This window comes from Jeongeupia sp. HS-3, assembly GCF_015140455.1.
Classification (GTDB): domain Bacteria; phylum Pseudomonadota; class Gammaproteobacteria; order Burkholderiales; family Chitinibacteraceae; genus Jeongeupia.
Window position 1 is genome coordinate 2,775,754 of record NZ_AP024094.1, and the last position, 16,419, is coordinate 2,792,172.

20 protein-coding genes and 1 pseudogene are annotated in these 16,419 nt (G+C 63.9%); 10 read left to right on the forward strand and 11 right to left on the reverse strand.

Features of this window, described 5'->3' with window-relative positions; translation table 11 throughout:
• The first annotated feature begins 9 nt into the window (after positions 1 to 9).
• Entirely contained in the window at positions 10 to 1,401 is a 1,392-nt protein-coding gene (locus JLC71_RS13265) for a DUF2252 domain-containing protein (protein ID WP_200915929.1), read from the forward strand.
• Here JLC71_RS13265 and JLC71_RS13270 read toward each other — a convergent pair.
• A complete protein-coding gene (locus tag JLC71_RS13270; RefSeq protein ID WP_200918399.1) occupies positions 1,338 to 1,739 on the reverse strand; it encodes a hypothetical protein in 402 nt (133 codons plus the stop codon). The genes JLC71_RS13265 and JLC71_RS13270 overlap by 64 nt on opposite strands.
• A gap of 46 nt (positions 1,740 to 1,785) precedes the next feature.
• On the opposite strand from JLC71_RS13270, the pseudogene JLC71_RS13275 reads away from it, so the two are divergent.
• Positions 1,786 to 1,908, forward strand: a pseudogene (locus JLC71_RS13275) (IS3 family transposase); the annotation flags it as partial.
• 88 nt (positions 1,909 to 1,996) lie between these two features.
• On the opposite strand, the gene JLC71_RS13280 reads toward JLC71_RS13275, so the two are convergent.
• The 3 genes from JLC71_RS13280 to JLC71_RS13290 are packed head-to-tail and all read right to left on the reverse strand — an operon-like array spanning position 1,997 to position 4,574.
• The gene (locus JLC71_RS13280) at positions 1,997 to 2,899 is read right to left on the reverse strand and encodes a transporter substrate-binding domain-containing protein (protein WP_236250894.1); all 903 of its coding nucleotides are present in this window, start codon (positions 2,897 to 2,899) and stop codon (positions 1,997 to 1,999) included.
• 24 nt (positions 2,900 to 2,923) lie between these two features.
• A complete protein-coding gene (locus tag JLC71_RS13285) occupies positions 2,924 to 3,277 on the reverse strand; it encodes a RidA family protein (RefSeq protein WP_200915930.1) in 354 nt (117 codons plus the stop codon).
• A 22-nt stretch (positions 3,278 to 3,299) separates the two neighbouring features.
• Complete coding sequence (locus JLC71_RS13290) at positions 3,300 to 4,574, reverse strand: D-amino acid dehydrogenase (protein WP_200915931.1); 1,275 nt, start codon at positions 4,572 to 4,574, stop codon at positions 3,300 to 3,302.
• 78 nt (positions 4,575 to 4,652) lie between these two features.
• Here JLC71_RS13290 and JLC71_RS13295 point away from each other — a divergent pair, with 78 nt between their 5' ends.
• On the forward strand, positions 4,653 to 5,564 hold the full coding sequence (locus JLC71_RS13295; RefSeq protein ID WP_200915932.1) for a LysR family transcriptional regulator: 912 nt from the start codon (positions 4,653 to 4,655) through the stop codon (positions 5,562 to 5,564).
• A gap of 8 nt (positions 5,565 to 5,572) precedes the next feature.
• Here the strand turns inward: JLC71_RS13295 and JLC71_RS13300 are convergent, their stop codons facing one another.
• The 3 genes from JLC71_RS13300 to msrQ are packed head-to-tail and all read right to left on the reverse strand — an operon-like array spanning position 5,573 to position 7,378.
• Positions 5,573 to 6,022: a threonine/serine exporter family protein gene (locus tag JLC71_RS13300; protein WP_200915933.1), complete on the reverse strand. Its 450-nt coding sequence runs from the start codon at positions 6,020 to 6,022 to the stop codon at positions 5,573 to 5,575.
• Positions 6,019 to 6,789: a threonine/serine exporter family protein gene (locus JLC71_RS13305; RefSeq protein ID WP_200915934.1), complete on the reverse strand. Its 771-nt coding sequence runs from the start codon at positions 6,787 to 6,789 to the stop codon at positions 6,019 to 6,021. Before JLC71_RS13305 ends, JLC71_RS13300 begins: the two co-directional genes overlap by 4 nt.
• Positions 6,758 to 7,378, reverse strand: a complete 621-nt coding sequence (msrQ, locus tag JLC71_RS13310; RefSeq protein ID WP_200915935.1) for a protein-methionine-sulfoxide reductase heme-binding subunit MsrQ — start codon at positions 7,376 to 7,378, stop codon at positions 6,758 to 6,760. The genes JLC71_RS13305 and msrQ overlap by 32 nt, the downstream gene beginning before the upstream one ends.
• Before the next feature lie 173 nt (positions 7,379 to 7,551).
• Between msrQ and proB the strand changes: the two genes are divergently transcribed.
• The 3 genes from proB (at position 7,552) to JLC71_RS13325 (ending at position 9,639) form a co-directional block, all read left to right on the forward strand.
• Positions 7,552 to 8,667, forward strand: a complete 1,116-nt coding sequence (gene proB, locus JLC71_RS13315; RefSeq protein ID WP_200915936.1) for a glutamate 5-kinase — start codon at positions 7,552 to 7,554, stop codon at positions 8,665 to 8,667.
• A 59-nt stretch (positions 8,668 to 8,726) separates the two neighbouring features.
• Entirely contained in the window at positions 8,727 to 9,128 is a 402-nt protein-coding gene (locus JLC71_RS13320; protein WP_200915937.1) for a VOC family protein, read from the forward strand.
• Positions 9,129 to 9,189: 61 nt separating this feature from the next.
• Positions 9,190 to 9,639: a GNAT family N-acetyltransferase gene (locus JLC71_RS13325; protein ID WP_200915938.1), complete on the forward strand. Its 450-nt coding sequence runs from the start codon at positions 9,190 to 9,192 to the stop codon at positions 9,637 to 9,639.
• 240 nt (positions 9,640 to 9,879) lie between these two features.
• Here the strand turns inward: JLC71_RS13325 and JLC71_RS13330 are convergent, their stop codons facing one another.
• Complete coding sequence (locus tag JLC71_RS13330) at positions 9,880 to 10,329, reverse strand: hypothetical protein (protein WP_200915939.1); 450 nt, start codon at positions 10,327 to 10,329, stop codon at positions 9,880 to 9,882.
• 413 nt (positions 10,330 to 10,742) lie between these two features.
• Here JLC71_RS13330 and JLC71_RS13335 point away from each other — a divergent pair, with 413 nt between their 5' ends.
• From JLC71_RS13335 to JLC71_RS13350, 4 genes are all read left to right on the forward strand, one after another.
• The gene (locus JLC71_RS13335) at positions 10,743 to 11,099 is read left to right on the forward strand and encodes a VOC family protein (protein WP_200915940.1); all 357 of its coding nucleotides are present in this window, start codon (positions 10,743 to 10,745) and stop codon (positions 11,097 to 11,099) included.
• A gap of 154 nt (positions 11,100 to 11,253) precedes the next feature.
• A complete protein-coding gene (locus tag JLC71_RS13340; RefSeq protein WP_200915941.1) occupies positions 11,254 to 11,562 on the forward strand; it encodes an NUDIX domain-containing protein in 309 nt (102 codons plus the stop codon).
• A gap of 57 nt (positions 11,563 to 11,619) precedes the next feature.
• Positions 11,620 to 11,796, forward strand: a complete 177-nt coding sequence (locus JLC71_RS13345) for an NUDIX hydrolase (protein WP_200915942.1) — start codon at positions 11,620 to 11,622, stop codon at positions 11,794 to 11,796.
• On the forward strand, positions 11,796 to 12,146 hold the full coding sequence (locus JLC71_RS13350) for a hypothetical protein (protein ID WP_200915943.1): 351 nt from the start codon (positions 11,796 to 11,798) through the stop codon (positions 12,144 to 12,146). Before JLC71_RS13345 ends, JLC71_RS13350 begins: the two co-directional genes overlap by 1 nt.
• Here JLC71_RS13350 and JLC71_RS13355 read toward each other — a convergent pair.
• The 3 genes from JLC71_RS13355 to JLC71_RS13365 form a co-directional block, all read right to left on the reverse strand.
• Positions 12,134 to 13,441: an anaerobic sulfatase maturase gene (locus tag JLC71_RS13355; protein ID WP_200915944.1), complete on the reverse strand. Its 1,308-nt coding sequence runs from the start codon at positions 13,439 to 13,441 to the stop codon at positions 12,134 to 12,136. The genes JLC71_RS13350 and JLC71_RS13355 overlap by 13 nt on opposite strands.
• Positions 13,442 to 13,455: 14 nt before the next feature.
• Positions 13,456 to 14,373: a hypothetical protein gene (locus JLC71_RS13360; RefSeq protein ID WP_200915945.1), complete on the reverse strand. Its 918-nt coding sequence runs from the start codon at positions 14,371 to 14,373 to the stop codon at positions 13,456 to 13,458.
• Positions 14,374 to 14,454: 81 nt separating this feature from the next.
• A complete protein-coding gene (locus JLC71_RS13365; protein ID WP_236250895.1) occupies positions 14,455 to 16,398 on the reverse strand; it encodes an arylsulfatase in 1,944 nt (647 codons plus the stop codon).
• Positions 16,399 to 16,419: the final 21 nt, after the last annotated feature.

Sequence of the window (16,419 nt, forward strand, 5' to 3'; positions counted from 1 at the left end):
GAGAACCCCATGGCCAACGAAAACCGCAAGCTCCGCCAGGCCGCAGGCAAGGCGATCCGCGATCAGGTACCCCGCTCGGCGCATGCGTTTTGGCCGCAGCACCGCCACCGCGATCCGGTGGCGCTGATCAAGGCATCCAGCGCCGGGCGGGTGCCGGCGCTGGTGCCGCTACGTTACGGCCGGATGCAGGCATCGCCGTTTGCGTTTTTTCGTGGCACCTCGCTGCTGCAGGCTTTCGATCTGGCCGGCAGCGCCGATACCGGGCTGGCGACGCAGATCTGCGGCGATTGCCACCTGATGAACTTCGGCGTCTACGCCACGCCCGAGCGCAACCTCGTTTTCGACATCAACGATTTCGACGAGACGCATCCGGGGCCATGGGAGTGGGACATCAAGCGGCTGGCGACCAGCGTGGTGCTGGCGGCGCGCGAGCGCGGTTTTGGCGACGCCAAGGCGCGCGAACTGGCGCAGAGCATGGTGCAGACCTACCGGATCCGCATGGCCGGGTATGCGCGCATGAGCGAGCTGGAACTGTGGTGCGAGAAAATCGGCATGGAGGCATTGAAAGACGCCGTCGACGATCCGGCCATCGTCGCCAAGCTCGACCAGAGCGCCGCCAAGGCGCGCAAGCGCACGCACGACCGGCTGCTGCCGAAGATCACCACCGAGGTCGACGGCACGCTGAAGCTGGTCGACAACCCACCGGTGATCTTCCACCTCAACAACGAGCATTCACTGCTGCCCGACGACGACGTGATGCGCCAGGCGGCCGACATGCTCGACATCATGCAGCCGAGTTACGCCCAGTACCTCGGCACCTTGCAGGATGACCGCCGCCAGCTCTTGTCGCGCTACCGGATGGTCGATATCGCTTTCAAGGTGGTCGGCGTCGGCAGCGTCGGCACCCGCTGTCTGGTGATCCTGCTGATGGACGAGCACGATCAGCCGCTGTTCCTGCAACTGAAGGAAGCGCGCGAATCGGTGCTTGCCAGTGTGCTGCCGCAACCGGTGTACCCGCATCAGGGCGAGCGCGTGGTCTCCGGACAGCGGCTGATGCAGGCAAGCAGCGATTTTTTCCTTGGCTGGATGATGGGCCCGAGCGGGCGGCACTTTTACGTGCGGCAGTTGCGCGACATGAAATTGTCGGCAAGGCTGGAAACCTATGATGCCGACATGCTGCGTGCTTATGTGTCTTCGTGCGGCTGGACGCTGGCGCGCGCGCACGCCAAGGCGAGCGGGCTGTCGGCCGAGATTGCCGGTTATCTGGGCAGCAGCGCGGCGTTTGACGAGGCCATTGCCGATTACGCGATGCGCTATGCCGATCAGACCGAGGCGGATTATGCGCTGTTCAAGGCGGCGATCGCCGAGGGGCGATTGCCGGTGGAGTTGCCGGAGGATTGAAGTAACGCCGCTTTCGGCAGGGGTTTAAGCGCCTTCGGCGCGGTGTTAAAGGCCTTGATGCCGGTTCCGCCCGGCGGACGGGATACTTTCTTTTGCTTCGCCAAAAGAAAGTATCCAAAGAAAAGGCGACCCCGCATCCGCGCCCGCTTTGCGGGTGCCCTGTGCTGCTCAGTTGCCACGGCGGGAATCGCAAACTCGCTGCGCTCAAACAGCGATCCCCGACGGTCCCGTGTCGACTTGCGCTGCTCGGCGCTTCTGAGGGGATCGGGGTGGTATGCAACCGGCAGTGAACCAACAGACGGCAAACCAGTTGCGGCAAAAAATGCGCTGCTTTTCACCCCGTTCGCCAGCGCCGAGGAGTGGAGCGAGACGAGCCGGATTCATGGCTTGGCTCGCGCGGATATATTCGACTACATCCGATTTTACAATCATCGCCGCCGCCATTCGACGCTGGATTACCTGGCACCGGTCGAGTTTGAACGGCAGCATTCAGCGCTTAGCGCTTAATCCTCTGTCCTTCTGCATGGGGACAGACCACACAGCAGACCCAAACAACAACGCCGCCAACCGGCGGCGCTGCTGTGCTTCAAGCCGATTACTTCGCCGGTTCGTTCGTCGGCCGGGCGATGAGCTCCTTCAACTCGGCCGTCATCGGGAACTCAAGATCAATCCCCTTGGGCGGGATCGGTTCCTGGAACCAGCGCTGGTAGATCTTGTTGATCTCGCCCGATTTGTACACGCCGGCCAGCGTGGTGTTCACCAGATCGCGGAACTGCGGATCGTCCTTGCGCAGCATGCAGCTGTAGATTTCACGCGACGGTGGCGTGCCGACGACGATCCAGTCGCGCGGGGTCTTGGCTTTGGCGCGCTCGCCGTACAGCAGCGCATCGTCCATGTAGAACGCGATGGCACGGCCCGATTGCAGCATCAGGAAGGCCTCGCCGTGATCCTTGGCGCTGATCACGTTCATGTTCAACTGCTCGTCGGCGTTGAGCTTTTTCATGTAGCGCTCGTTGGTGGTGCCGGCGGTGGTGACGATGTTCTTGCCCTTCAGATCCTTGAAATCGCGAACGCCGCTGTCCTTGTGCGTCAGCAGCTGGCCCTTCACGTAGATGAAGCCGTAGGAGAACTCGACCTGTTTGGCTCTTTCGGCGGTGACGCCGGTGGAGCCGCATTCCAGATCGACGGTGCCGTTCTGCACCAGCGGAATCCGCGTTTGCGAGGTAACGAGGTTGTACTTCACCTGCAGATTGGGCATGCCCAGTGTTTTCTTCAGTTGTTCGGTCACCTTTTTCGCCAGCTCGACCGAATAGCCCATCGGCTGGCCGGAGTTATCCCCCAGATACGAGAACGGGATCGAGGCATCGCGATAACCCAGGGTTATCGAGCCCGATTCCTTGATCTTTTTCAGCGTGCCGTTGAAATCCTCGGCCGCGGCACAGCCGAGACTGGCGACGAGGGCGGATAGTGCGAGCGTGGTCATGGCCAGCTTTTTCATGTCGTGGACTCCCAGTGGTGATCGTTACTGCGGTTTGACTGCGATGACGGTGATTTCAACCAGTACCGCCGGGCGGGCCAGTTCGGCCTGAACGGTGGTGCGGCTCGGTGCCTTGTCCGGGCTCAGCCACGCCGACCAGACGCGGTTCATCGCGGCAAAGTCGGTGGCAATGTCTTTCAGATAAATCGTCGCGCTGACGATGTCGTCCCTGTGCGCGCCGGCCTCGAGCAGCAGCGCGTCGATCTTCGCCAGCACTTCCTTGGTCTGTTCGACGATGTTGTCGCCTCCCGTCGGCACCTGGCCGGACAGGAAGACGAAGTGGTCGGCGATCACGGCGCCGGAGAGGCGATCATTGCTGGCGATGCGGGTCAGTGACATGCGGAGTTTCCCTGTGTTGGTTTCAGGCGGTGGCGAGGCCAAGCCCGGTCATATCGATTGCCGGCGCGCGCCGGCCGATCAGCTCGGCCAGCAGTTGGCCGCTGCCGCTGGCCAGCGTGAAGCCGAGCGCGCCGTGGCCGACGTTGAGCCAGACGTTGGCATAAGACGTCGCGCCGATCAGCGGCACGCCGGTCGGCGTGGCCGGGCGCATGCCGGCCCATTCGATCGCCGCGTCGTGATCGCCGGCGTCGGGAAAGGTGGCGCGCGCCTGTGCCCGCAGTACCGCCAGCCGTTTCGGATCGGGCGAGGCGTCGAAACCGACGATGTCGACCATCGCGGCGATGCGCAGTTGTGCGCCGATGCGGGCGTAAACGATCTTGCGGTCGTAATCGGTGATGCTGGTTTCGGGCGGCGTGTGCGCGGCGCTGATCGGCAAGGTCAGGCTGTAGCCCTTGAGCGGATACAGCGGCAGGCGGATGCCGGGCAGGCCGAAATCGGTGCTGCGGTGGCCGGCGGCGATGACGATGTGATCGAAGGGCATGAATTCGCCGCCGACCATCACGCCCTGCGCCTTGCCATTCTTGTGAGCGATGTTCGAGACGCGCTGGCCGGTGAGCAGGGTGCAGCGGCCTGAGGCCGCCAGCCGCTCGGCGAGGCGTTTGCAGAAAGCGTGGCAGTCGGCGACTTCTTCATCGGGCGTATACACACCGCCGACGAACTGCCCGGCCGGCAGCGCCGGTTCGATCAGGCTGCATTCGGCGGCCGACAGCACATGCTGCGCGCGGGCATCGGCCAGATGCCGGGCCGCGTGGGCCAGGCTGGCCGGATCGCGGAAGGTCACCAGTTTGCCGTTACGGCGCCACTCAAAGCCGTTCAGCCCGTCCTCCGCCATCCAGCTCGCCAGCGTTTGCTGGCTTTGCAGCGCCAGCCGCAACAGATGCGCGCTGTTCTTGCGGTTGACCGAGCCTCGGCAGGCGGCGAGGAAGGACGCCAGCCAGCGCCACTGCGCCGGATCGAAACGCGCTTGCAGCTTCAGCGGTGCATCGTCGCGGCCGAGCCAGCCCAGCGCCTTCAGCGGCACGCCGGCGTCGGCCAGCGGCGCCACATAGCGGTAGGACAGCTGGCCGCCGTTGGCGTAGCTGGTTTCGGTGCCGACGTGTTCGCGCGCCTCGATCACGGTGACGTTGAAACCGTCGCGAACCAGTGCCCAGGCCGTTGCCAGCCCGATGACGCCACCGCCGATGATGCAGATCTGTGCCATGCCTTGCGAATGCCCATTGAAATCCGTCGATGACATTCACGTTAATCCGCAGTGACAGCGCCGCGATAATGAATAAACATGCGCTTTGTATAAGCAAAGGTTATGGATTGAGCGATGCGGCTGCGGCATATCGAGGTTTTTCAGGCGATCCGCCAGAGCGGTTCGGTCAGCGGCGCGGCGCAGTTGCTGCATGTATCGCAGCCGGCGGTGACCAAGGTGCTGCAGCACGCCGAACAGCAGCTGGGGTTTCCGCTGTTCCTGCGCGTGCGCGGCAAGCTGCAGGCGACGCCGGAGGCGATTGAGCTGGAACGCGAAATTGCCAAGGTCAGCGAGAGCCTGCAGTCGGTGCGGCGGCTGGCGCAGAACCTGCGGCGCAATCCCGGCCGGATGTTGCGGGTGGGGGCGACGCCGGCCTTGGCGCTGTCGCTTCTTCCACAGCTTATGACCAGCTGGCTCACACGATATCCACAGAGTTCCTGCGAGTTATCCACACATCACACCCGCGAGCTGGTGCAGGGCTTGCTAATGCGCGAACTCGACGTCGGCCTGACGCTGAAACAGCCCGATCACCCGGGGCTGGCGGTGCAGACAATTGCCACTGGCACGCTGGTGGCGCTGGCGCCAGCCGGCTACTGGCCTGAATCGGCAGCCGGTACGCCGCTGGCGCTGGAAGAGCTGGCCGATGCGCCGCTGGTGGGGCTGTCGACCGACGACCCGCTGTCGGCGCTGCTCGAACACCACCTCGCCGTGGTCGAGCCGCCGCCGCGCGTGCGCATCGCGGTGCAGACTTATCCACTGGCGCGTGCCCTGGTCGAGGCCGGCGCCGGTGTCGCCATTGTCGACCCGTTCACCGCGCTGGGTGCGCAGCTGGGGGCGACGATGATCCGGCCCTTGCAACCGGCGCTGCCGATGACGTTGTATGCGCTGACCCGCGCCGACGAAACCCCGACGCATACGCTGGCTGCCTTGCTCGATCTGGTGGCGGTGCGCGCGGGCGAACTGGTGCGGCAGGCTGATGGAACGTAAAACCGCGTTTAGCGCCGCCGCATCAGCAGCGCCGGCATTGCAATGCCGATCGCCAGCGCCAGGAGGATCATCGCCGCGCGCACGGCGCTGCTGCCGGCGTCGACCAGATAGGCTTCGCCCGACTGCCCGGCGGTCAGCCCGGACAACTTCATCAGCGCGTGCACCGCTTCGTACATCGACACGCCGGGTACCATCGGGATCGCCGCCGAGATCGCGAACACCGGTGCCACCAGCCGCGCCCGCTTGGCCCACAGTTCGGCCAGCGCGCCAATCGCCAGCGCGGCGATCAGCGTGCCGAGGGTGATGTCGATGCCGGCGTGCATCACCGCATCGCGCAGCAGCCGGCCGATGACCGCGAGGATCGCCGCCGCCCACAGCGCGCGCGGCGGCGCGTTGAACAACAGCGCGAAACCCAGCGCCGCCGGCGCGGCCCACAGCGAAATCAGCCAGCCGCTCATGGGATCATCCTCAGTGCGACGCTCATCCCCAGCGCCAGCCCGACCACGAAGACCGCGCCCATCGTTAGCCGCACCAGCGCATTCAGGTAGCTGCCGCTGAGCAGATCGGCCGCGCCGTTGATCAACGGTACGCCGGGAATCAGGAACAGCACCGACGCCGCCAGCGCCGCTTCGGGCGTGCCGGTCACGCCTTTCAAGAGGCCGACGATCAGCGTCGCGACAAAGGCCGCGGCCGGCGCGAACACGAAGGGTTTGAAGTGGCGCTGCGCCAGCAGCTGGCGCACGCGCATGCCAAGAGCGGCGCCGAGCGTGGTGATCACCACGGCCGGCAGATCGCCGTGGAACAGCGCGGCAAAGGCGCCGCAGGCGAAGCCGACCAGCACGGCCACCAGCCACGCCGGATAGTAGTGTGGATAACTTTCCAGATCGTCGAGCAGCGTGGCGAAACCGTTCGGGCCGATGCGCCGCGCTTCGAGCGCGTTGACCGCCCGCTCCACGCCGCTGAGTACGCGGAAATTCACCCCCATGTGCGGCGCGCGCCGCAGCGCGGTTTCCTGGCGGCCGTCGATGCAGACGGTGATGCCCAGGCTCAGCGACGACACGATGGCATCGCAGCGGGCGGCACCCAGCGCTCTGGCCGCGCGGTTCAGCGTTGCCGTGGTGCGCGCGGTATCGCCGCCGCTCTGGTGCACCAGCACGGCGGCGTCGAGCGCGAGTTTGGCAATACGCGCCGGTTCAGGGGGCGGATGGGGCGGCGAGGTGTGCATCCTTCGATTGTCGCGCAGCGGCGGCGCGGCGTTTTTGCCAACGATCAATACGCCAGAGTAATAACAGCAGCAAAACCGTGGCGTAAATGGCCGGTTCGGTGAGATCGCGCTTTACCAGCCACCAGTAATGCACCACGACGAGTATGCCGATCGGATAAACCAGTTTGTGCAATCGGGTCCAGTTGCGCTTGAGTTTGCGCACCATGCGGTCGTTCGAGGTGATTGCCAGCGGAATCAGCAGCATAAACGCAGAAAAGCCCACGGTGATGAAAGGCCGCTTGTAGACATCGCGCCACATGCCGGCGAAATCAAAAAAGTGATCCAGCACCAGCCACGTGGTGAAGTGCAAACAGGCGTAGAAAAACGAGAACAGCCCCAGCATGCGGCGGAATTTGATCAGCTCGTTGCGGCCGGTGAGCTGGCGCAGCGGTGACACGCTCAGCGTCACCAGCAAGCCGATCAGCGCCCACGTGCCGGTCGAGCGGGTAACGAATTCGACCGGATTCACGGCGCCTGGCGTCAGCCAGACCAGCCGCGCCAGCGGCAGCAGGCAGATCAGGAAGACGGCGATTTTAAGATTGCGGATCATGATGCTTGGGCCTTCGCTGGATCGGTACGGTTCCACAAAGCAGATGCGCAGACGTCAGATACGGTTGGGGCGATGCTTTTCCATGCGCCGCGCCGCTATGGCTTGGTTGTAGCCGCCGCTCCGATCTGACACGCCTTATAATCGTTTTTTTCCGATTCCGTGTCGCCATCGCCATGTCGCTCGTCCAGTCTGCCCATCGCCTCGTCATCAAGGTCGGTTCCAGCCTCGTTACCAACGAAGGCCGCGGCCTTGATCATCATGCGCTGGCGCGCTGGGCCGAGGAAATCGCCGAACTCGCCCGCCAGGGCAAGGAAGTGGTGCTGGTGTCGAGCGGCGCCGTCGCCGAAGGCGTCGCCCGGCTGGGCTGGAGCCAGAAGCCGACCGCGATCCACGAAAAGCAGGCCGCCGCCGCCGTCGGCCAGATGGGGCTGTGCCAGGCCTACGAGTCCGCCTTTCGCCAGCACGGGCTGAAAACCGCGCAGGTGCTGCTGACGCACGAAGACATGGCCGACCGCACCCGCTACCTGAACGCGCGCTCGACGCTGCTCACGCTGCTGTCGTTCGGGGTGATTCCGATCATCAACGAGAACGACACCGTCGTCACCGCCGAGATCAAGTTCGGCGACAACGACACGCTCGGCGCGCTGGTCACCAACCTGATCGAAGGCGACGCGCTGGTCATCCTCACCGATCAGCAGGGCCTGTACACCGCCGACCCGCGCAGCAACCCCGATGCGCAATTCGTCCACGAAGCCATCGCCGGCACGGCGGAACTGGAAGCCATGGCCGGCGGCGCCGGATCAAGTGTCGGCACCGGCGGCATGTACACCAAGATCATCGCCGCCAAGCGCGCCGCCCGCAGCGGCGCCGCCACGGTGATCGCCAGCGGCCGCGAGCCGCAAGTGCTGACCCGGCTCGCCGCCGGCGAAGCGATCGGCACGCTGCTGGTATCGCAAACCACGCCGCTGGCCGCGAAGAAGCAGTGGATCGTCGACCACCTGCAAATCCACGGTCGCCTCCATGTCGACGAAGGCGCGCGCCGCGCCATGCAGGACAAGGGCTCCAGCCTGCTGCCGATCGGCGTCACCCAGATCGACGGCGATTTCCCGCGCGGCGAGATCGTCCGCATCGTCGGCCCGGACGGCCATGAATTCGCCCGTGGCATCGCCAACTACCCGAGCAAGGACGCCAAACGCATCCTGCGCCAGCCCACCGGCCAGATCGAGGCCACGCTCGGCTATATCGACGAACCGGAGCTGGTGCACCGGGACAATCTGGTGCTGCTGTAAACCCCCGAACCTGGACCTTGGGCAAGCGGTGATGTCCGGGGCTGCAAAGAGGAGATCCGATGTTCAGTCATATCACGGTCGGCTGCAGCGATCTGCCAAGGGCCGCGGCTTTCTACGATGCCGTGCTGATTCCCATCGGCCTGCAACGGCGTGTGGTCACGCCGGACGGCGGGCCGGCTGCGGCGTGCTGGGTGTCGCCGGATCGGCTGTTGCCGCGCTTCTATGTCTACCTGCCGTTCGACCGGCAGCCTGCCAGCGCCGGCAATGGCAGCATGGTTGCGTTTCTCGCGCCGTCACCCGCGGCGGTCGATCAGGCCTACGCAGCGGGCATTGCGGCAGGGGGAACGGATGAAGGCCCACCCGGCCCGCGGCCGCACTACGGTGCCGGCTATTACGGTGCTTACATACGCGACCATGATGACAACAAGATTCATATCGCTTTCAGGGGTGATGTAGAGTAAGCGGTTCCGTCGCGGCCATGCCGGGCGATGACGGTTTCCGCCCTTTGGCCCCTGGAGTTCTATGATCAGCGAAGCGAGCAGTCTGGACTATCCGTTCATCGAGAAGGTGACCCGCCAGAATATGGCGCACCACTATGCACAGCACCGGATCGAGTGGAACGACAAGGCTTACTCATCAAGCCTGGCGGCAACCGACAACTACGTCGTGCGGAACAACGACGGCGAACGCATTGCGGTGATTCGTCTTGGCTTCGATCAGCAGCACCTGTACATCAACGACCTGCAGGTCATTCCCAGAGCGCAAGGGAAAGGCATCGGCACCCGGCTGCTCGACCACGCGATGTCATTGGCCCGAGCCAGGAACCTTGAAGCCGTGCGCCTGTGCGTGTTCAACGGCAATTCGGCGAAGAAATTCTACGAAAAGCTTGGTTTTGAACAAGTCGGCGAGCAGGGCAACGTGCTGAGAATGGAGCGCAGGCTTCAAGGTGCCATTACGGACGTCAGCGCGTAGCTTGGGCTGAACCCGTGAAGCCCGCCACGCTCATCCCATGATGGTTTGATCGTTTCCTGCACGAGGTTGGGCTTCATTTCATTTGGCCCAACCTACGAGTTGGGGTATATCGACGAGCTGGAATTGGTGCATCGGAATAACTAGGTATTGTTGTAAGGATTCATCCTGTGTGTTGCACAAAATCGCTTGGATGTAAATCTAGTGGGCGGTACTGCAGGGACAATTTTAATTTATTCGAACTTAGGCGCGCCGCAATCTGGCCGCTGATTTGATCAGTTCTTCGACGTAGGTATTTTGGGATAGCCAAAGAAATTCAAATATCAAAATTGGTGCTCCACAAGAATATATTAGCGGGGTAGCATTACCAATTTTTCCCAGTCCGAGCAGAATTACTGCCGCAACCCATGTTGAAAACAGACTAAGGACAAATAGAGAAAAATAAACTGCATTTTTAGCAATTTCGACATTGATTTTATTGCAGTTATGTCGATCATTTTTTATGTGGACTGCTGTTCGTCGTGCCCTGGAGCGGAAGAAACGACGAATCGTGCCGTGCAGTTTCTGGGTGTAACTCGTGAGTTTTGGCTTGAAAGCTTTGCCTAGTTTCATTATCACAAAAGTGGCTACTACCGGCCATGCCACTTTGAATTGCTCAAGCGGATTGATTAGATACTCTAAAATGGGTTGCATGCAAGGCTCCTTTTTTCGGTAACCTGAAAATATAAGTAGCCATTGCTTGCTGCCAAGTGGGCATACTGGGTTGTTGCAAATATGTAACGTTTTGACGGCATCTGACATTTCTATTGAGAGGAGCTGTCACCAAGTGGCACTTGGGGAGTCCTTTCATCGCTATGGAGTCCCTTCACATGAAACGTGAAGCCTCACGTTGGAGTATTTCAGCTATGTTTTATGCAATTAACGCTGCCGTGCTCTTTGTCACTGATATCGAAGCAGCGCGTAGCTTGGGCTGGGTGAAATAAAGCCCAACATTGTGCGAGACACAATCAAACCTGTATGGGATTGGTACGTTGGGCTTCACGGCTTCAGCCCAACCCACAGCAGTAACTTCAAATATCAGGCCGCACATGGGAGGCATTGCCGCAATGTTCAAGGTTGTTGATTCCGTCGTGCTGTTTGTCGCCGATATCGAAGCCGCAGCCCGGTGGTATGCGGCCTTGCTGTCCGCCGAAGTGGAATACGAGAACGCGTTCTACGCTTACGTGCGCGGCCCGGGCGTGATACTTGGTTTCCACCCGGCGGACGACAAGTGCCCCGGCGGGATCGGTGGCACCACGGTGTACTGGGCGGTGGCCGATCTGCAGGCGTCGATCGCGCAGCTTCAGGCCCGGGGGGCCAGGCTTTATCGCGGTCCTATCGTCACCAGCCTGGGTGCGCAGGCCGCTATGCTGGTGGATCCGTTCGGCTGCAGCATCGGGCTCATGTCGTCCGGCCGGGGGTGATGCCGCAGGTGCACCGTGACATCTGAATACGTTGTTTCATCGCGATCGCAGAGGGGCCGGGGTATTCGGGCACACCGCTGCGGATGGGCATGCGGGTATCTCCGCGTGGTAATCCGGCGCAAAATGGCCTGCTCATCGCGAGCAGGAGCCAGCCGTGCCTTCGTCCGAACTGACGCCGTTGTCGAGCGACATCGTTTATGAAAACCCGTGGCTGCGCGTGCGCGAGGACCGTTTCATCCGGCCCGGCGGTGCCGAGGGTCTGTACGGCGTGGTCGAGAAGGACGACTTCGCCGTGATCGCCGCCGTCGCCAATGGGCAAGTGCAGCTGGTCGAGCAGTTCCGTTATCCAGTGCAGGGCCGCTACTGGGAGCTGCCGCAGGGCGTGGCCAAGGCGGCCAACGGCGATCTACTGGAAACCGCGAAAATCGAGCTGCGCGAGGAAGCCGGCTTCGTCGCCGAATAGCTTGTCGACGCCGGGCCGCTGTTCCTTGCCTACGGGCTGACGACGCAGGCGTACCGCGTGTTTCTGGCGACCGGGCTGACGCACGTCGGCAACGCGCTGGAGGCCGAGGAAGAAGGGCTGATCAGCCGCAGCTTCCGCGTCGCCGAGGTCGAGCGGATGATCATCGACGGCGAAATCCGCGATTCGGTCACTGTCGCGGCGTTTGGTCTGTTGCGGCTGAAAGGGCTGATCTGATGCCGGGTAATCCGCTGCTGGCCACGCGCCCACTCGCCGACTACGTGGCGAGCATTCTGGGGCAGGCGGCAATACCCACGATCGTCGCCGCGACGACCCGTAGCGAGCGCTGGCAGGATCAGGGCTTCGAAGTGCGCAAGGTGGTCACCACCTACCGCTTCGACAACGGTGCCATCATCCGCCGGACCGTCGAGCAGGACGATTTCCCCGATGCACAGGCTTGCGCCGAATGCTGGATCGGTTACGAGGTGCTGGTGCCGGGCAGCGCCGGGGCCGGCATCACGCCGGCCCGCAAGTCATTCGACAACGCCTGCCGCGAGGCTTTCTGGCTGGCTTATCACTGCGCCTGAACGGCCTTGGGCGCCAACCGTCGCATCACCGGCACCGCATGGTCGTAAAAGCCTTTCCAGCCTTCGCACAGATAGCTGAGGTTGCCTTCGCCGGGCCGGGTCTTGAGCAGCCGGGTACGCGGGCATTCGCCGTAGCACAGCTTCAGGTGCGGGCAGCGGCGGCATTCGCCGGGCAGGCTGTTGAACTTGTCGAGGCCGAATTCGAGCTGGCGCAGCGAGAACACCATGCTGCTCAGCGATTTCTCGCCGATCCTGCCGATCTCGTATTCCGGGTAAACGTAGTGATCGCATGAATACACGCGACCGTCCTGCTCGACCGCGACGTTCTTGCCGCAGAACGGACTGCTGGTGCATAGCTGCGCCGGTTTGCCCTGCAATTGCGCGATCGTGGTTTCGAACTGGTTGATCTTGATCTTGTTGAGGTCGCGGACGAACCATTCGTCGAACACCGTCGACAGGAAGCTGCCCCAGTCGGCCGGGTCGACGCTCCAGTCGGTGACGATGGACAGCGGATGACCGGGCCGCGCGCGCGGGCTGCCTTGCGGCGCCAGCCGCTGGCTGTCCAGATGGCCCGGCGCGACGTGTTCGAACTGCTTGGGTTCGACGCACGGGATGAACTGCATGTAGGTCGAACCGAGCTCGTCGCGCAGGAAGTGGTACACGGCTAGCGGCTGCAGCGCGTTCTTGCGGTTGATCACCGTCAGCGTGCTGAACGGCACGCCGTACTGCTTCAGGATGTTCGCGCCGCGAACGACCGCATCGAAGCTCGATTTGCCGCTTTTGGTCGGCCGGTAGGCGTCGTGCAGCTCGCGCGGGCCGTCGATGCTCAGCCCGACCAGAAAACCCGCTTCGGCGAGAAAGGCGCCCCATTCGTCGTCGAGCAGAGTGCCGTTGGTTTGCAGATCGTTGGAGATGCGCCGGCCCGGCGGCAGGTGCTTCTGTTGCAACGCGACGATGCGGCGGAAGAAGTCGACGCCGAGCAGCGTCGGCTCGCCGCCGTGCCAGGTGAAGACGATCTCCTCGACGTCCTGGCTGGCGATGTAGTCGACGACGAAGGTCTCGAGCAGCGCGTCGCCGATGCGCTGGTTCTTCTGGTCGAGCAGCCCTTCCTTGCTCAGGTAGTAGCAGTAGTTGCAGTCGAGGTTGCACGCCGAGCCGACCGCCTTGACGGTCGCGTGCATATAGCGGCTCACGCCGTGGCCCGGTTTGTTGTCGCCGGCGGCTAGCCAGGCTTGCAGCGCTTCGGGGCTGATGTTGAGGCGTTTGGCGTGGTGCAGGGTATCGGTGCTGTGCATGGGGTTTCCGGTGTTCAGGCGTAATTCGGTATGCGGGCCGCGCGGACGAGCGACGGCCGCAGCTTGCGGTAGGCATCGGCGTAGCCGCGCAGCTGCTGTGTCATCGGCCGGTCGGTGGGGCGCTTGCGCGCCAGCGCGGCGGCGAGCGTGGTGTCGATCAGCCGCAGCTGGGCGTCGATGAATTGCAGGCAGCGCGCCGGCATGTGCGGCGCGGAGGCCGCCAGCAGCGCGAGCAGCGGCACCGGCGACAGATTGAAAAAGCCGTCGTACGGAATGCGCTGCCACATCGCCGGCGCGTGCAGCTCGGCCGTCAGCGCGGCGTGCAAGGGCTGGCCCCAGCGGGCCTTGTCGGCGGCGATGGCCGCGCGCTGTTGCTGCAGGGCGACGTGATAAGCCGGATCGACGACGGCACCACCGGTAGTCAACGCGGCAAAGCCCTCGCGGCTGCCGGCGATGATGCAGTCGGCGTCGAGGTAATCGCGCTGGCGGCTGGCGAGTACCGCGTGCTGCAGCCGGTCGGCTTGCAGTGCATCGAGCGGCACGACCTCGCAGGCACCGGGTTTGCCGCCGGCATGCAGGCTGCACAGGCGGGTGTCGTCCAGCGCCGGGCAGGCGTTCAGGCTAGGGTAATCGATCGCCTGCAGGCTGATCTGCAGGACTTCGCCGCTGCCGGCGGGCGCCGGGTACAGCAGCGCATCGAACAGGCTGTGTTGCGCGGCCAGATCGTCGGCGTCGAGCGTGGTGCCGGCAACGACATCGCCGGGCGCAAGCCGGCGCACCCGGCGCAGCGCCAGCGCGCCGATGAAGCGCGATTCAAAGCGCAACAGCTCGTCCAGCGTCAGCAGCGGCGGGGTGTTGCAGCACTGGCCGCAGGCCGAGCAATGGAAGGCGAAATCGCGGGGTGGTGCGGCGGTGATGGGGATGACGTTCATTGCGGTTCCGGGCGCCGCCGGCATGGCCGGCGGGTGTGATGCCGCCCCGTGTACCGATACCGGCAGACGGGGCGGCGGGGCTTAGTAGAAGCCTCTCGGGCGCAGCGGGCTCACGCCGCCGACGTCGCTCATATAGCCCTGCCAGTGGCCGATCAGGCTGCTGGTCAGCGCCGGATACAGCGCGGACAGGTCGGTGGTTTCGCCGCGATCACTGTTCAGGTCGAACAGCTCCCAGTGGCCGTCAAGCGGGCCGAACGGCGGCTCGGTGAAGCGCGCCTTCCAGCGGCCGTCGGCGCTGTAGATCGCCGTGCGGCCGTAGGTTTCCTCGCCGAACGGCGTGTCACGCAACGGCGCCGGCGTGCTTTGCTGCAATACATCGAGCAGCGACTTGCCGGTGACCGGGTAGACGTAGCGATCCTTGTAGATCAGCTTGCCCCGGTTCAGGTTCTTGCCGGTTTTCGGGTCGATCTGCGGCGGCGCCGCCTGCGACGGCAGCGTCACCTTGGCCAGCGCGAGGAAGGTCGCGGTGTTGTCGGTCACGTGGGTGAAACCGCGTAGCGGCGGCAGCGACGTCTTCTGGCCCGGCAGCTTGGCGATCGCCGGGGTCGAGATGCTGCCCTCGCCCATCATGCCCTTCAGCTGCGAGAACGGCGTGGCGCTGACTTCGGCCCAGCGCAGCCCGTACGACAGCCCCGGCTGGCCGCCGAACAGCGTGTCGGTGCCGAGTTTCTCGTAGCGGCCCGGCTGCGCGTTGGCGGTATCGGCCGCGGTCGGATCGGCCGACGAAATCGGCCAACCTTCGGCACCGTTGTCCGACTGGAACAGGATGAAGGTGTTGTCGTACTGGCCGGTATCCTTCAGGTACTGCACCAGCCGGCCGATGTTGTGGTCGAGGTTGGAGACCATGCCGGCGTAGATTTCCATGTAGCGCGCCTGCGCCTTCTTCTCGTCCGCCGAGAGGCTGGCCCACTTCTTGTTGACGCGGCCCTGGCCGTACTCGGTGTAACCGGCCGAGGCCGGATTGACGGCGTTGATGTACTTGGCGCCGACGGTGCCGTTGCCGGCGGTGGCGGCCGAGCGCGTCAGCGTTTCCACCGCGTCGACCGATTTGGCCTGGCCGGCCGGAATCAGCCCCTTCGCCTGCAGGCGCGCATAACGCACGGCGGCGACGGCTTCGTAGCCCTGGTCGTACTTGCCCTTGTACTGGCTCAGCCATGGTTCCGGCACCTGCAGCGGCCAGTGCGGCGAGGTGTAGGCGGCATAGGCGAAGAAGGGCTTGCCGTCCTTGCGGTTGGCGTCGATGTAGGAAATCAGCTTGTCGGTGAAGAAGTCGGTCGAATAGAACACCGCCGGCGTGCCGCCGACGCCGCCCGGCTGACCGGGCTGGCCCGGCTGCACGTAACGCCCGTCTTCGGTGTAGTTCTTCGAGCCGGCCGCTTCATGGCCGAAGTGGTTGGCCGCGGCGCCCGGCAGCAGCGAGTAGCTGCGCTCGAAGCCCCATTGATCCGGCGTCTTGCCACCGGCGGCGCCGCCGGCGATGTTCGAACCGAGGTGCCACTTGCCGGTGATATAGGTGTGATAGCCGCCGTCCTTGAGCAGCTGCGCGACCGACAGCGAGCTTTCGTTCAGATAGCCCTCGTAACCCGGCAGCCCCTTGCGCTCGTCATTCGGCGCGCCCATCGTGCCTTCGCCGACCAGATGATGGTCGGTGCCCGAGATCAGCATCGAGCGGGTGATCGCGCTGACGGTGCCGGTGTGGTGGTTGGTGAGGATGCGGCCGTTGGCGACCAGCGCGTCGAGGTTCGGCGTCTCGATTTCGCCGCCGAAGGCGCCGATGTCCGAATAGCCGAGGTCGTCGGCCATGATGTAGAGGATGTTCGGCCGGCCATCGGCCTGGACCGGCGTTGGCGTCGGGACCGGTGTCGGTACCGGCGTGGCCTGCTGCGTGCTGGTCGTTGCATCGTTGCTGTCCGAACCGCCGCAGCCGCCGAGCGCCAGACTGCCGAGCACGGCGGCGCAAAGCACCCCTAAGCCGAATTTCTTTGG